Annotated in this window: 7 protein-coding genes; 3 read left to right on the top strand and 4 right to left on the bottom strand. The window is 47.5% G+C overall.

The features are described from left to right. The coding region (locus B3P58_RS14915; RefSeq protein WP_286718763.1) for an FMN-binding negative transcriptional regulator at window positions 1-96 on the bottom strand (96 nt) is incomplete at its 3' end. Window positions 97-1,450: 1,354 nt separating this feature from the next. On the opposite strand from B3P58_RS14915, the gene B3P58_RS14920 reads away from it, so the two are divergent. The 3 genes from B3P58_RS14920 to B3P58_RS14930 all read left to right on the top strand — a co-directional run bounded on the left by B3P58_RS14920 (window position 1,451) and on the right by B3P58_RS14930 (window position 5,970). Then, complete coding sequence (locus B3P58_RS14920) at window positions 1,451-1,990, top strand: RNA polymerase sigma factor (RefSeq protein WP_286718748.1); 540 nt, start codon at window positions 1,451-1,453, stop codon at window positions 1,988-1,990. Further along, on the top strand, window positions 1,981-2,964 hold the full coding sequence (locus B3P58_RS14925; protein WP_286718750.1) for a FecR family protein: 984 nt from the start codon (window positions 1,981-1,983) through the stop codon (window positions 2,962-2,964). Before B3P58_RS14920 ends, B3P58_RS14925 begins: the two co-directional genes overlap by 10 nt. A 243-nt stretch (window positions 2,965-3,207) precedes the next feature. Further along, a complete protein-coding gene (locus B3P58_RS14930; protein ID WP_286718752.1) occupies window positions 3,208-5,970 on the top strand; it encodes a TonB-dependent receptor domain-containing protein in 2,763 nt (920 codons plus the stop codon). Window positions 5,971-6,082: 112 nt separating this feature from the next. Here B3P58_RS14930 and B3P58_RS14935 read toward each other — a convergent pair whose 3' ends face one another. The 3 genes from B3P58_RS14935 to B3P58_RS14945 all read right to left on the bottom strand — a co-directional run bounded on the left by B3P58_RS14935 (window position 6,083) and on the right by B3P58_RS14945 (window position 15,296). Then, window positions 6,083-7,327, bottom strand: a complete 1,245-nt coding sequence (locus tag B3P58_RS14935; protein WP_286718754.1) for a hypothetical protein — start codon at window positions 7,325-7,327, stop codon at window positions 6,083-6,085. A gap of 327 nt (window positions 7,328-7,654) precedes the next feature. Continuing rightward, window positions 7,655-11,851 (bottom strand): hypothetical protein, encoded by a 4,197-nt coding sequence (locus B3P58_RS14940; protein ID WP_286718757.1) that lies wholly within the window; start codon window positions 11,849-11,851, stop codon window positions 7,655-7,657. Between the two features lie 160 nt (window positions 11,852-12,011). Next, window positions 12,012-15,296 (bottom strand): TonB-dependent receptor domain-containing protein, encoded by a 3,285-nt coding sequence (locus tag B3P58_RS14945; protein ID WP_286718760.1) that lies wholly within the window; start codon window positions 15,294-15,296, stop codon window positions 12,012-12,014. Window positions 15,297-15,549: the final 253 nt, after the last annotated feature.

Below are 15,549 nucleotides of genomic sequence, written 5' to 3' on the forward strand. Positions count from 1 at the left end.
ATCATCCGCCACTATTAGCAGACCAAATCCGTAGTCACGAATATATTGCTGAAGCTTACCTATGTCGTCTTCCTTGAAGTGATTCGGCACGTACATCCTGTGAAACTCCTTAGTAGAGGGCTACCCAGCTAATCCTCCAATCACCCGAACCGCGTAGCTTTTGGGGTGATCTTGAAAAATTTGTTAGGAAAATTAGTCAACGTCCCACTGTGTCCAATGTTGGCACAATATAAATTCACCGTCATTCTCTGACTTATTTAGCGGTAAATCGTATAGATCTAAGAACAATTGCTCGATGTATTTAGCTTGTCGGTTAGTACAAGGAAAATATGAGAAGTAAATAAGCATCTCATCTGAGAAATCTTTCTTTTTCCAATGAGAGCGCAACCGGGAATTAACGTAGCCTTTGCCAACATATAGACATGTCATATGATAACGCTCATGCTGAGCACAGTAGTCTTCTTTATGCCAAAGCATATAGATACCTGATTGTTGTCCAAGGTTCCAGAGCTTCAGTTGATGATCAGCGATGGTTTCGTCTGTAAACCAACCAATATTCGATTTAGATATTTGCGATAGGCTGAAACCAAAGTTGGTCTCCGTAGACAAAATACGATCGAAATTTGCGTCTGTATCGCTACAGCTACAATTACAAAATTTAAAGCAGCCCATATTCTCTCAGTTTGTTCCCATATTTGCCTAACACCTTGTTAGTATGCAAACGCATTTATCCCGGGCGACGCCTTCGAGAAACCCAGCGCCACTCATCGACCAAGCTGAGAAATCTTCCATAACTCAAAAATCCTTTCCAGAAAAACGCGAACGCCGGTTAACTCCGGTATTTAAAGCTGTAATCTTAGCTATCCAGCGCCTGCTTTAGCTGGCAAAGAACTTATCACCTGCCTTAACATCAGGCAAACCGAGGGTGAACTCTATGTGCCTTACTGATACAGCGGGATCACCTATCCAATCCGGACACCCAGCGCACGCTGTTCACGCTGAACCCCGTTACCGGCACCAGCACCAACGGCGTCTGCATTTAAATTCCATCGACTACTCTATTCTGGGCTGCGATTTATACGTCCATGAAGAAGCACTGCACGGCGAACCACGATTAATGCTGCACCCCTGTGGTTCAACCTTTAAGCACCCAGGTGGACATATGGTGAGCTGCAATGTGGAGAATACCAGCGAAGCATCACTTCTTTGCTGCGAACCATAGCGGTATAGCCAATCATCAGTGGCACTCTTCATGCTTAAAAACTTTCTTATCAGTTTAACCAAACTGAAACATCTCACGACCATAATCAGCGACCATCCGACCACGGACTCTGGAAGGCTCTCCTTTACGCACTGGCAGAACCGGAATCATCGCGCAGGCGAGTTCAGAATCCTCACTTTCTTGCTGTTTCTCCAGCTAAAGTCCACAGGCAGACCGGATTCAATGAATATGTATCAACCCGATGTCTCAGTGCATCACATCAGTCAGCTGATTAATCAGGAGAAGCCCAGATTACTCAGCTTTATCCGCAGAAAAGTCAATGACCACTCCTATTCTGAGGATATATACCAGGAGGCACTGGAGCGGACGTTAAAGCGCTCTATTCAGGGATTCGTGCTCAATGACCCTGTCAGTTACATCTACAAAATTGCCAATAACATTATTAATGACTACTACCAGAAGAGAGTCTCGGAAGAGATGCTTTGCATTGATGATCAGGAAGTTCATTGTGAAAAACCGCAACCTGATCGCAATGCGGAAATGAATCAGAAAATAGAACATTTTTTGCTTTGTCTTAACCAGCTTCCTCCCGAGACGGCAAATCTTCTGGTGATGCGAAAAGTTCATGGACTGACCATTTCCGAAATCGCCCGCCGCGTAGGAAAAGAGCCAAAATCCGTAGAAAAACGAATTAATCGTGCCATGCGTTCAGTTCTTGAACAAATTGAACGTGGCGTACCCGCAGTGAGTAAAAGAACGTGGTTTTAAGACTGATACCAAAACAGAATATTCTGGCCAATTCTGAAAGAGAGAAAATCAGCCAATGGATTCTGCATGAAAAATACGAACAAAGCACAGCTAAGCAGACATCTGAAACCGAAGTCTGGCTGGATAAGAAACCTGAGCGTCGCCAGGAGGCTGATGCTCTGGACGCAATCTGGAATGATGATTGTTTTACTGCGGCGCTGAAACAGTACGAAACAAATCAACAGAACCATCAGCAGAACAGCCAGAAATCTGACCATAAAAGCAGTACATTATGGTACGGAGGTATCGCGGCATCGGTCGTTCTTACCCTTGGCATTCTGCTGTTTCGCAGCGGCGATGTTTCAGAACCGGTATATTTTAATACTCAGAAGCTGCAAACCGCTCACCAGCTACTGGATGACGGTTCGCGCCTGGACATCAGCGCAGCCAGTCAAGTGCTGGTTAAATACAGCGCAGCTGAGCGCCACATCGATCTGGTTGAGGGGGAGGCTCAGTTCAACGTCAGTAAAGATCCGACCCGGCCTTTCGTTGTCGAAACCCGCCATGCCACTTTGCAAGCGCTGGGCACGGTGTTTAATGTTGATCAGCGACGCGACAGCACCGAGTTAACGGTTCTTGAAGGCCGGGTTGAAGTGGCCCCGCTACAGGCAGGCAACAAGCGTGTCATTCTCACGGCAGGACAACGGGCCCTGATCCGGGCGAATGGACATGGTCCGGTAGAGACGTTCGATCTGACCTCTTACCGTGACTGGCAACATAATATTCTCGAAGCGGACAATATGCCGCTGGCAGACATCATTGCTGAACTGAACCGATACCGGAATACGGCGATCGGCATCCATTCAGACATTGGTAATTTGCCGGTATCGGGCACTTTCAGACTGGACGATGCAGAAAAGAACCTGCAACTGATCACCTCAGCTTACCAGTTAACAATATCAGAAAAGAACGGAATGATTTTTATCAGCAGGTAATCAGAATGCCTTCAGGTTAAGCAGATGATAAGGCAGGAAAAATATGATTCCGACGCTGGCATCCGCCAGACCATGAGCCAGACCCAGCGACACCCTGTACTGCCGCTGTTATTACTCTGCGGCATATTATGTGCTGAGCCATTAAACGCGGAGTCTTCAAACACTGATCAGCTAAATACCGGCTCCGGAGAAACTGCCAGCTGCATTCCACCCAAACAGATCGTGCAGATTACTGAAGATTCATTGAGTCATGCATTACAGTCAGCTGCCCGTTATTTTCATTTTTTAATCATCGTACCGGAAGCCCTGCTGGCAGATAAACACACAATTGATATCGAAGGCTGTTATTCCTTGACTCAGCTACTGGAACAGCTTCTGCAAGATACAGAGCTTGAATACGACCTTCTCGGCGACACCATTATTATTCGCCAGACAATCACAGAATATCCGCGTTACAACGATGATGAAGCCAATACAATCCATCCTGAAGAGTTAATTGTAACCGCTGACAGCTCAGCAGAAATAAAACCCCGTCCGCTCAATGAACTTACCGGCCCAACAGAACTGAGCATTAATACCCGTCAGCTCCGTGAAGCAGGAATTTATACATTATCCTCAGCACTGGAGCTGACAGCCGGGGTTAAAATAGAAGATAACCGCTACGCGATCATCCGCGGGATGACGGGCCGTTATCAATCAATCCGGATAAATGGCGGTGAGCTTCCCAGTCTTGATCCCTCCGGCCAGAACTTTCCTCTGGATTTTATTCCACTGGGTATTCTCAACAGTATCAACCTCAGAAAATCGGTATATGCCGATGCTCCCGGTCAGGCCAGCGCTGGTATTGTCAGCCTGAATACCATGCAGTTACCCAAGCAGGCGTATGCTCAGCTCACAGCCAGCGCGATCTGGCGTCCGCACAGTAACAACAGTACGGTTCTTCAGGGCTCCCAGAAATCGGCCAACCGTTACGGATTTGGTGATGGCCGTCAGGCTATTCCGTCGCTTCTTTTTGACAATGCCCGTACGGGTGGCGTCGATACACTGTCAGCGCAACAGCGTGAACAGGCAGGAGAAGCCATTGTCGGTGATATGGGGCTATATCGAACGAAAAGTAAAAACAGCGGCAGTCTGGAACTGAGCACCGGCACTACCGGGCAGTATCAGAACATACGCTGGGGTGGAACGCTGTCTGCCAGTGTACGTGATCGCTGGCAGCACAGTCTTATCCGTTCCACCAGCTACAGCACAGGGACGGGCTACTCCGGCTCGTCCAGTGATTTTCATCACGAAGACTCCCGGCATAAGCGCAGTGAACACACGTCCGACATTAATACCCTGGCTGCGCTGGGATTAAATATTTCGGACCAGCAATACCTCGGATTTAATACCCTTTACCTGCACCAGGGTACTCACCACGGTGAGCTGATAGAAACACAGGGAAAAAGCGAACAGAATATCAATACAGAAACCGCCTACCGACGAAACCTGATCCACTGGACAGAACGAAGCCTACTGTTACACCAGCTCTATGGATTGCATAAATTCACACCATTAACCACGCTGAACTGGCAGATCAGTAAAAGCACAACGGAATACAACCGTCCGCACGATCTGGATTATCGCTATTTTTCGGTGTCGGAAGAGAGTAACTACAGGCTACAGCTATTACCATCGACAGCCAGTATTGGCTGGCGTTATATGGAGCAGAAAAGCGATTCTTTCGGTTTACATTTCAGTCATCTATACGGCATTGATCTCGGTGAGGCTTTACTGACCGGTGAGTTAAAAACCGGCTGGGAAAAAAGTGTTAAAAATCGCGAAGGCTACAACCTGCTGTACGGTTTTACCGGCAGTAAAGATCTGACCAGCAATGGGCAGATTATGGAACAAACCAACCCCAGCGACATTCTCACCGCAGAGCGCATTACCGGAGACAGCCAGATGCCCGGTTTTATTTTGCAGGATACCCTGCTGGAGCCTGAGCAGGATATCGGATTAAACGGCCATTTTTACCGCGCAACACAAGAGAATCAGGCATCCTATCTGCTTAATGATCTTGATCTTAACGAACACTGGCGTCTGATCAGTGGTTTGCGCTATGAACAAAATACCCTGCAGGCAGAACTCTGGGACGCCCTGCCGGAAGACAACAAAAAACTTGAAGACGGCACCCGCTGGCTACCCTCAATCGCCATTGGCTTTCAGCCACCTCAGCAGCGAATCTGGCTGAATTACCGTCAAACCGTTGTCTGGCCACGCTTTAACGAAATACTGCCTGTCGTCTACGAAGATCTCGACACCCGCACAAAAACAATCGGCAACCCACGATTACACAGTTCCGATGTCCATAACTGGGATTTATCCTGGCAATGGCAAAATGTGTCCGGGCTGGAACTGGGAGCAGCCTTATACCTGAAACGAATCCGCCAGCCGATTGAAGGTGCATTCACAGATAACAGCGAAGCGACGGACAGCGCAACCTACAGCAATTACAGCTACCGCAACAGTGGTCAGGGTAATGTTCGTGGTCTGGAACTGGAAGCCGATTACCGTCTGAACATTGGCCGCAACCAACACATAAAGCTATCCGGGCGCTATGCCAGAATTCACTCACAGGTCAGCGGTTCCGATGCTTCTGATTATTCTGACGATGCGGAAGAAAAACCGAAAAATCATCGGCCATTGCAGGGACAGCCTGAGTATATTACGGCCTTAAGGTTACAGTATATGCCTGGCCTTAACCAGACATTGAGTCTGACAGGCAAGCGCAGCGGCACTCAACTTTATATTACCAGCGACCAGCCAGATTTGCCGGCCGTCTATCAGCAGCCGAGAAATCATCTCGATTTCAGTTGGAATTACCGGATACACCCAGGCCAGTTAACATTCAGCATCAATAATATGCTGAACACAGCACACCGTTATCTTCAGGGTGATTACCATTACCTTGATTACCGTACCGGGCGGGAGTTTCTGCTGAGTATCAACGTCGACTTTCAATAGCTTTATTTCTTTTTTTCTTCTCTTTCTCTTTTATTCAGACAATCGCCTGAAGCTTAAAATAAAAGGCCCATACTTTGCAGCATGGGCCTGAAAACCTGAACACTATCCGGTTTTAGTTACAGGTAGGAGCAGCCGCCCAGAAGGTAGTTGCTTTGGTGAACGAAGAAGGGCCTGTTGCAGAGAAGGTCATTGCATCAACAACAGAGCAATCAACGCTCATAGTACCGAAATCAGCTGAACTGATATTAGTGGAACTGATAGCATCACAATTCTGGGTAGTACCCGTGTTGTAACCGGTTACCACAATATTATTGAAGTAACCGTCAGTACCTTCTTTCAGCTTGAAAACGAAGTCGGTATCGGCATCGGCGTTGTCACCAACAAACTCGACATACGCACCTTCAACAGCAGCCGTTGCCAGCGGAGTGGCTGCGTAGTTATTCGGGTTACCGGCCAGTTCGAATGCATGGTCGGCAGCACCGTTCTTATCACCCTGCTCGATGTACACATTGGTGATAGAACCATGGAAACCGTAGTCCCAATCCACACTGTCATCACCGTTACAGGTCAGCCAGAGGTTTGACACATCCACATCACCACCAAAGAACTCGATACCATCATCCAGGTTTTCGTTTACGTGGATGTTGCTGATAATGGTGGACGACGTTACACCGTACAGCGTCAGACCATTGATTTCATTACCGCCGTTGGCAACATCATCCGGATCATTTACGTTAATTTCGGTACCACCTTCGGTAATGGCAACATAGTTCATGGTGCCACTGCCTGTTTCGTTAGCTGCTTTACTGCTGCTGCCGGAACCGAAATAGTAATTGCTGGAAATACCTTCCATCAGACAGGTGTCACCGGAAGTACATTCGTTAGCCACACCATAACCAGACAGAATCACACCGCCCCACTCGCCTTCACCGGTGAAGTCTTCATCGGCACTGGAGAACACGATAGGGTTGCCGGCAGAACCAACGGCATTAATTTTTGCACCACGGGCAATCACCAGAGCCGCATTATTGGCGGTGGCGATCACATTAACACCCGCTTCAATGGTCAGTACAGAATGGTTAGCCGCAGCGTAACTGGTATTCTGCACATAGCCATCACCCACCGTTACAATACCCGGCAGCGCCCAAAGTACAGGCTTGCGGTAACGGGTATCGTTACCGTTAAACAGTGTTTTGTCAGACAGGACAGAAGAAGGCAGTTCACACAGAACGTAGTTGGTGCCATTCCAGCTATAGGAAGAACTTGCCACACTACCAACGTTGGTACATAAGCCATTAGAAGCAAAAGCACTTGCAGACGCAACGGTTAAGGCCGACGCTAAAAGGATCTTTTTCATTTTCAATCTCCAGCAATGTATTTCCATGTATTAGGTTTGTAAAAACTGAATACAAACATTTTTTTCGATTAACGATGATGTAATTCACCACCAGCATCGCCAGCCTCAACAGTGAGACCATTAATGCTTACTCCTCAGGAGCGCATCCATACTGACACAACAACCAAGACAGATTTGTGTCACATACATACCGTCTTATCGATATAAAAAGGAGAAACAAAACTTAATGATATGAACAATTAATATAATTGAAATAATATAACTAACACCATAAAAAAGGCATAAAAAAAGGGGCAAAAGCCCCTTTTATAATCACCAAAACCGGTTTTATTCAAGCACGCTAATAATTTCAGGTTTTTCGTAATAATCCAGCACGCCAATATATTTTGTTTCTTCAAGAAATTCAGAATCAACCGTGGCTGATTCTGAATAACCACCGGAATATCGCTCTCCAATCATCTGAATGATATTGAGCACTGGATACTCCATAGAAGACTTCCAGAAAACACTTTCCAAAGCACCATGGATTTTGCTGTTTACCGATTTGTATTTATTTTTCCCACCAGAACCACCACCATAATACAAATAAGGTTCTTTAAGTATCATTGCATTCGGATCTGCCATAACACTGGTATCAAGACTGCTGTTAACCGTAAACTTCAGACACGAACTGACAATATTTTTCATAAAAATAGTACTGCCGTAAGCTGTCTCATTCGTACTGTCAACACCCACACACTCACTCGGATACTCACCCCAGCTATCGGACGATTCATCCGCGCCAAGCAGACTGTTGTACATAAACAGACCGCTGCCCTCTGCAAGCTGAACCAGCGTCGTTCTTGGGGCCGCAGTTTGCCAGAGTGAATAGTAGTTCACGCTCAGATTAGCAATCGTTGGCATTGACCTCGGCTCAGCATTCACATCCACACTATTATTGCGGCCATAAATCAACGGGTAGTACTGTTCATCGTTAAGCAAGGGCACATTATCACCATCAACACTGACATCTCCTGCCACATAGATATTGGCAAGGTTACCCTGGTAACCATGATTCCAGGTCAGAACACCTTTAAAATAGTTACCTTTTATATCAATATTAATGTTTTTAAAGTTAATCGATCCGCCATTTATGGATAACGCACTGCCAAGATCAGGATCTGCATCTACATCCCGGTAAATAACTGAGTTTTCAGCCACCCCATTAACCGAATTGAATGTCAGATCAGCACGAAATAAAGCGCCTGAAATATCGACATTGGAAGCTATTGAGTCGTAACCGCCATAATAACCATAGGGCCCTTCGATATTGCACATGCCTTCTCCTGCATTAGTGGTCGCGGCGTTTTCACACAGGTTATTCCGGCCAAAGCCATCGATCACCACGGCAACAGAAACCCCTCCTGTATTAATCTTTTCATACCCGGCATTGCCAACGTATTGCAGAGCCCCTGCCCGGGTAATATGCAGAACACTGTTATCTGATTCCGCTTCAATGCTGGTACCGCTTTCAATCGTCAGGGTTACCGGATTGGCTTTCATATCAGCAACGGCGGCAACGTCGGTTATTTGTTGATGCCCCTTACCAATATGAATTTCACCTTTTACCGTCCAGTGGGTGGGCATCACTCGCATCACCGCTTCTTCAATATAGCGGGTTTCACCAGTCAAAAAATTAATCGCCCAATCGCCGGTCAAAGCATTTGACTGAATTTCCTCCAGGGTATAGCCATCGGCTAACCACTGATTAACGGTTTCGCCTGGCAAGCCACTGTACTGGCCGATGGTAACGTTGTTGGTATAAATACCACCTAAAATCCGGCACGACTTCGACACTGGCTCCCAGTAGCTCTCTTCAGAACTGATCTCTCCGTCGCCATTGCTATCATAATCAAATCGATAAGTTCCAGTCGGCTCCATACCAACCAGAATCCCCAGATTATTGCATTCGAAATCCGGCGCAATAACCACCGAATCACTCCAGTTGCTGTACCAGTCATCACCATCATCTGCCACTGCGCCAATATAAGCACCGCCCCCCAGATGATGGTAGGCATCACCTAATAAAGCAGCGTAATGACTCAGATCCACCAAACTCACGCTGACGTTGCCAGTAATCAGGTAACCGGTATTCAGAACCGGGTCTTCTTCAACCACACCACTGGCAGAAACCACGGTATAGCCATAATCGTAACCGCCACTTTCGGATTCATCGGCCAGAGTGTTTTCACAACTGAATATCACGCCATCAAACAGAATTCCCAATGGATCACTGCTTTGTAATGCGGCGGTTTCGGCATCGTCAATATCCAGGCAAGTGGCAAAATCTGAAAACACCGAATTAAACATCAACAGGCCGGAACCCTGTTCCAGCAATACTGCGGTGTTGCCGGAGCCGAACCCCGTAGCTGTCATATTGGTAATAACCGGGCGGGAACGCGGCATAGCATCATAATCGGCATTACTGTTAATACCGTGCAACACGGCACCGGTGCTGTTGTCTCCCGGACTGATAACGGCCGTCTCTATGGTTCCCTGATAGCCGTTTTGCCACTGAATCTGGTCACCTGCGATATTAGCCATCAACAGATGATTAAAATTGGCAGCGCCACCATTAATATTAAGGCCGTCTGCTCCGGCACCGTAAATGTCCAGATAGGTAATGTTCGAATCTGCTCCAACCTCGTTAAGGGTGAATGCCGCCTGACCATCTTCGCCAGTGTCATACAGACGCAGGTACTGAATATCCAGCTGTTTAGCGCTACCGTCAGCACCATTAACCGTAATACCGCGCCAGCCTGAAGTAATATCGCCAGCGGTCAGCCCGGCAACACCGAGAGTAACCGGCGCGTCTGCTGAGCCAGTAACACGCAAGCGTGCATCGGGCTGAATAAGCAATTCGGAATCGTTGTTACTGGTAGTCAGCAAGGTGGTACCAGCAGGCAGCGTCAATTGCACCGGACTGGCTAATGCGGCAGCACGTTCAGCGCTGTTAAGTGGCGTAAAATCGGTACCGACCTGCACCTGACCATTTATCCGCCAGGCAATATTTTTAGGATAATAGTCAGGTTTCCCGCCGTTATTCAAACGCCCCTCAATACTGAAGTTACTGTATAAAGTGGCTGACTGGTCAACGTTGGTTAAATCACAGATCTGATACGGCATGCCGCCAACAACCAGAGTATCTTCTGCCAGCGTGCCGACCCCCATACACTCGGGAAAAAGAATGGCCGGGCTATAAACTCCCGCTACACTCGCATTACCCGCACCCAACTGAGACGGATCTTCAACATTGGCAAAGTTTAAGCTGTTATTACCTACTGCCCATATATAGCTGAGCAGCGCATCGGCACCGGTTATCAGATCGGTCGCGTTTGCAATGGCAGCCAGGGCATTACTGGTGTTGTTGGTAATGTTGCTGCAGTTAAGCAAAGCAGAACCCACACTGATCTGACTGGCCGAATCCTGTGGTGCCAGGCAGGTATCAAAGCCCTGAATCAGAGCGTCATCCAAGGTAACTTTAGCTGCGCTGGCCACTGATATCGCCACACCCGCCTGATTGTACTGGTCGAACAGGCTAAGGTTACTCAAATTCACCTGACCGCCCTTCACCACCAGCGCCGATGTTAACGAGTCATGCCTGATACGAGCAGCAATATCGCCCTGATAGTTATTCAGCTCCAGAGCGGTAGCGCTGATGTTAGTGATATAGGGAATGGGGCTAACCGGATTGCCATTCACAATATTATAGCTGCCACCGTGGACCTGCAGCCCATTCGATCCGCTGTAAGCAATCACCCCTCCCGTTTGGCTGGCTGCGGGAGCATAAGCGGTAACCGCCGCATGAATCGTACCACCCGCATAGTTTTCCAGACTGACGGATACTTCCTCACCCGCTTCACCAATCACGGAACCACCGCCGCTGTTCAAGCTGTATAAACCGGGAAACCCCTTGGTATTTGTCGAGTTGAAACTCATGCCATAGGCTGTCAGATCGGTATCTTTGGCAACACCGCCGTAGTAGCCAAAGGGACCTTTAATATTGCACAGCTGGTCTGGACTACTGGTTGCCGGGCACTCTGGTGAATAGCCAATGCCATTAATAACCACACCACCCCATTCACCACCGCCGGTATTATTGTCGTCGAGTGATAAAATGTTGGCCGTTAATTGTGCATTTCGATGAAGAATTACAACCGAACCGGGCTTCGCATATAGCTCAACGGAAAAATTAACACGCTCAGCGAGTAATTGATCCAACGTCTCGTATTCTTTACTTTCGCCGAACTCGTACACACCATCCAGCACCCAGACCAGAGGTTTATAGTTCCACGTATTTTTCAGACTGATCGCGTTTAAATCATTAGAAATATCGCGTGTGTTGCTTAGCTTTCCGATGTCTTTGCTCAGTAAACAGGCATTGAACTCTTCACCGTTTACCTGCACCGGATCAGTAGCGGTTCCGACCACACCGTATTGCAGGATTTCACACTGCGCCAGTGATACCTCCAGGCTTTCCTGCATGGCGGTTTCATCGGATACATCAGCACCGCAACTTGCGAGTAACAAAGCCGCGGATAATACACCCAGCTTTGGTATTAACTTCAGGCCTGAATACTCAGAAGCCCGAGGGTATTTTTTAAATAACATAATTCCACCCATCATCTTTTTAGGAGTCCAATATTTAAAATTCATAACTGACTTTCAGCTTGTATTTAGGCCCGGACTTGTAACCCAGGTAGGCCACATCGTATTTTTCGTAGTACTGACGTTTTTCAGAATCCAGTATATTTTCACCCGACAATGACACTTTAAGGTCATCACCAAACCGTTTGGTGTAAATCAGTTTCAGATCGTCATAAGGGTCGCTGTAAACATTGGTGACGTTACTGCCCGCATCAGGGGTAACAATCACCAGCTCTTTACCTTTGCGATTAAATACCAGCGTAACTTCCTGGCCGGTTTCGAAGTGGTCATACCCTAACTGCAGGTTAAAGATATAATCGGGCTGGCCTTGCAGTGGACGGTTTAAATCGGTTTCTTTGGAATCAGGGGCCAGGCTGATTTCTGATTCAATATCGGTGTAATTACCCTGCACAAAGACAGAATGACTGAAGTTGTCATCAAGAATAAACTCGGTACGGAAATCCAGCTCCCAACCGGTCACCTTGCCGGATTCTACGTTAACAAAGGTGTAGTAATCGTAATCATCACCGAGCGTGTCAAAGGCATTTTCAATCGGGTTATCCATGTCTTTGCGGTAGGCACCCAGACTGATGGATTCATTATCACTGGGGTACCACTCCAGGCGCATATCGTAGTTTTTAATATCGGCCGGTTTAAGATCCGGATTACCTTTGTAGCTGGTCAGTGTCTCGATATCACGGTAACTCCGTGGCAACAGCTCGAAGGTTTCTGGCCAGCTTACGGTTTTGCTGTAAGCGCCGCGTAATTGCCAGTTATCGCTGATTAACCAGGTCAGGCCCAGAGATGGCAGGGTTTTGGTTTCATCCAGCAGTTCGTACAAGGGTTCCGGGTTGTAGTAATACTGGTCAGCTTCTACTTTAAATGACTCACGGCGTACACCGATATTCGCCGTAACCGTTTGCCACAGATTCCAGTCGGTTTGCACATACCAGGCATTGGTATTCTGCTCGACACGGTACTGATAACCTTTATCGACGCCGGTATCATTTTCAGCATCAATAGAACCACCATAATTCACGTACAGACCATTACTGCCATTGGTGCCATCACCAATATATTCATCGGTGAAGATATCCGCAGGGTCAGGGTACAAAAGAATATCTTCCCTGGTTTCCTGTTCTAGCTTATTACCTCGGTATGAAAATCGATCTTCATAACCATCGCGGGTACGGCTCAGCTGATACAGACCCGTTTTTGCCGTTACTGAAATATCTCCGCCTTCATTGATCGGTAACTCAAGATCAATACTGGCTGAGTTGCCGTCTTCTTCAGAAGCTTCCCACAGATTATAGGCGCTACTGAAACCAACCTGCAGCACAGGGTCTGCAGACAGGCTATTACCCTGATAGGAGTAACGTTGAGCATTGGGGCGATCATATTCACTGCTTGACCGGGAAATCTGCCAATTGGTTTTTAAGTCCCCCAGTAATCCTCCATCACTCAGGGGGATGTAGTGTTCACCCCATAACTGATGGCTGACCAGCTGCTCCTCAATCCAGTCAATACTTTGGGTTTCCTGCTTATCTATGCCTCCGCCATATGGCCAGTCTCGCGGATCTTCGGGCATAACAATATTATTCTTGGCAATATAATGACCACTAGCAAGAACATACCTATCCTCAAACTCTGCCGAGTTGGTGGTATGGCGTAACAGAATATTATTCAGGCCAAGTGTATGATTTTCGGTAATGCGCCAGTCCAGATTAAGCATGGCGCTCAGGTCGATAACATTATTGGTATCGTAGGTCACTTTTGAAGATGTCAGCGCAAGCAGATCTTCTGGTTCATTGGTATCAGGGTTGTTAACGGTATACAGCTCAAAACCGTTCTGAATTTTTTCATCATTGGTCCATTTGTTACTGTAACGCACTGCGCCAATCATCCCCAGGCGCTGTCCGCCATCCGTGACAATGCTGTCACCTCCGGACAGGCTGATGGACATATCGGCGGGTAAATCCCCTTTATACACGCCGTAGTTTTCAAAGGACTCTCCCAGCTCTTCACGGAACTGCAGAAATTCTTCGCTGTCGCCCAGGCCATTGCTGCCCGCAGAATCCGGATCACCAAAAAAATAAGCACCGCGCGCTTGTTTGGCAATGTCCGGCATTTCACGGAAACCGTCGTCATACCCTGTCCAGTCACGGCCACCATGTTCTTTGCTTATATAGCCGTCTTCACTATTGGCTTTACCATAGGCCAGACTGGCCGAGATTTTAAAGAATCCTTCATCCGGGGTAGGCTTGGTACGCATATCAATATGACCGGCGGTTGCTGTTCCCGGTACATCTGCGGTGGCCGATTTTTGCAGTGACAGCGACTGCATAATATCCGCAGGAAAGATATCCAGCGGTAAATCACGACGGGCCGGATCGGTGGAGGGCAGAATAGCACCGTTAAAAAAAGTGGACTGATAACGGCTCTTCATTCCACGGACAATCGCATAGCGGCTGTCTTCCATGCTTACCCCAACAACCCGCGTCATGGCGGAGCTGACGGTGCTGTCATCAAAGCGGGCGATCTGCGTAAAATCCATGGTATCCATTACCGCAGATGACATTCGCTCAGCATCAACCGGGCTGTATGCCTGATAGCTGCCGACGGCGACCACTTCTTCAATAAATTCACTGTCATCACTGCTGAGCATCGGTAATTCAGTAAAGACACTCACTTCCATACCGCGCATCACATTGACCGATGTCAGGGTGCGCGACATATATTGCGGATGTTCAATCAGCAGGCTGTATTCGCCTTTTGGCAATTCAATTTTAAATTCGCCATTACGATCGGTGCGTGCGGTAATATTTTTACCAACAACACTAATCATTGCATTACGAACCGGACCATTAGTTTCAAGTCCGAAAACTTCGCCTGTCAGCACGCCAATGCCTGCCAGTTCTGTTTTACTATTACGATTGGCTGCCGCCAGCGGAACACGATCAATAGCCGCATCCACTGTTTTGTCACCGCGCTTTGCGCTGATGCTGATAAAAGCCGCTTCATCATCTGCCAGCGTAAAGCTGTATGGAACAGATTGATCCGGCAGCTGCAGCGTTAATGTATGTCGCCCACCACCAAAGCCTTCATACCAGAAACTGCCATCGGCGTTGCTGCGCCCTATTTCTTTTCCATCCAGCAAAATAATGGCTTCTGCCAGTGGTTTTCCGTCGAGTACGATGTCTGCTTTAAGACCCGCAGCAAACAATGGTCCTGCACTTAACAAACTGATAAAGCCAGTCAGTAAATGCTTGTTCGATACCCCCATTTTTACTTCCCCTGATCATATGTGAATGACTCCGGCCTGAATGCAGCAACCGGCAGCTACCACTGAAGACGGTAAATAAGGGGGAAGTGCGACATGAATTTTATATGTCACACATTGTGGATAAGTCTGAGCGTTGTATAACGTGATCAATTCAACAGCAAAACCTGTGCAGAAGATTTCATCTGTTTTTAATAAATTCTCCATTTTTTATCCGGTGGCTGTCCGGCCCCTGATATTGTCCGGCCTCTGATAT

Origin of the sequence: Thalassolituus sp. UBA2009, from assembly GCF_002335285.1 — a bacterium.
Taxonomy (GTDB): domain Bacteria; phylum Pseudomonadota; class Gammaproteobacteria; order Pseudomonadales; family Oceanobacteraceae; genus Venatoribacter; species Venatoribacter alkanivorans.

What these genes read in the sequence shown, in the direction of transcription:
- B3P58_RS14920 (WP_286718748.1), top strand. Translation starts at nt 1,451, where the DNA reads ATGTATCAACCCGATGTCTCAGTGCATCACATCAGTCAGCTGATTAAT.
- B3P58_RS14935 (WP_286718754.1), bottom strand. Translation starts at nt 7,327, where the DNA reads ATGAAAAAGATCCTTTTAGCGTCGGCCTTAACCGTTGCGTCTGCAAGT.
- B3P58_RS14940 (WP_286718757.1), bottom strand. Translation starts at nt 11,851, where the DNA reads ATGCAGGAAAGCCTGGAGGTATCACTGGCGCAGTGTGAAATCCTGCAA.
- B3P58_RS14945 (WP_286718760.1), bottom strand. Translation starts at nt 15,296, where the DNA reads ATGGGGGTATCGAACAAGCATTTACTGACTGGCTTTATCAGTTTGTTA.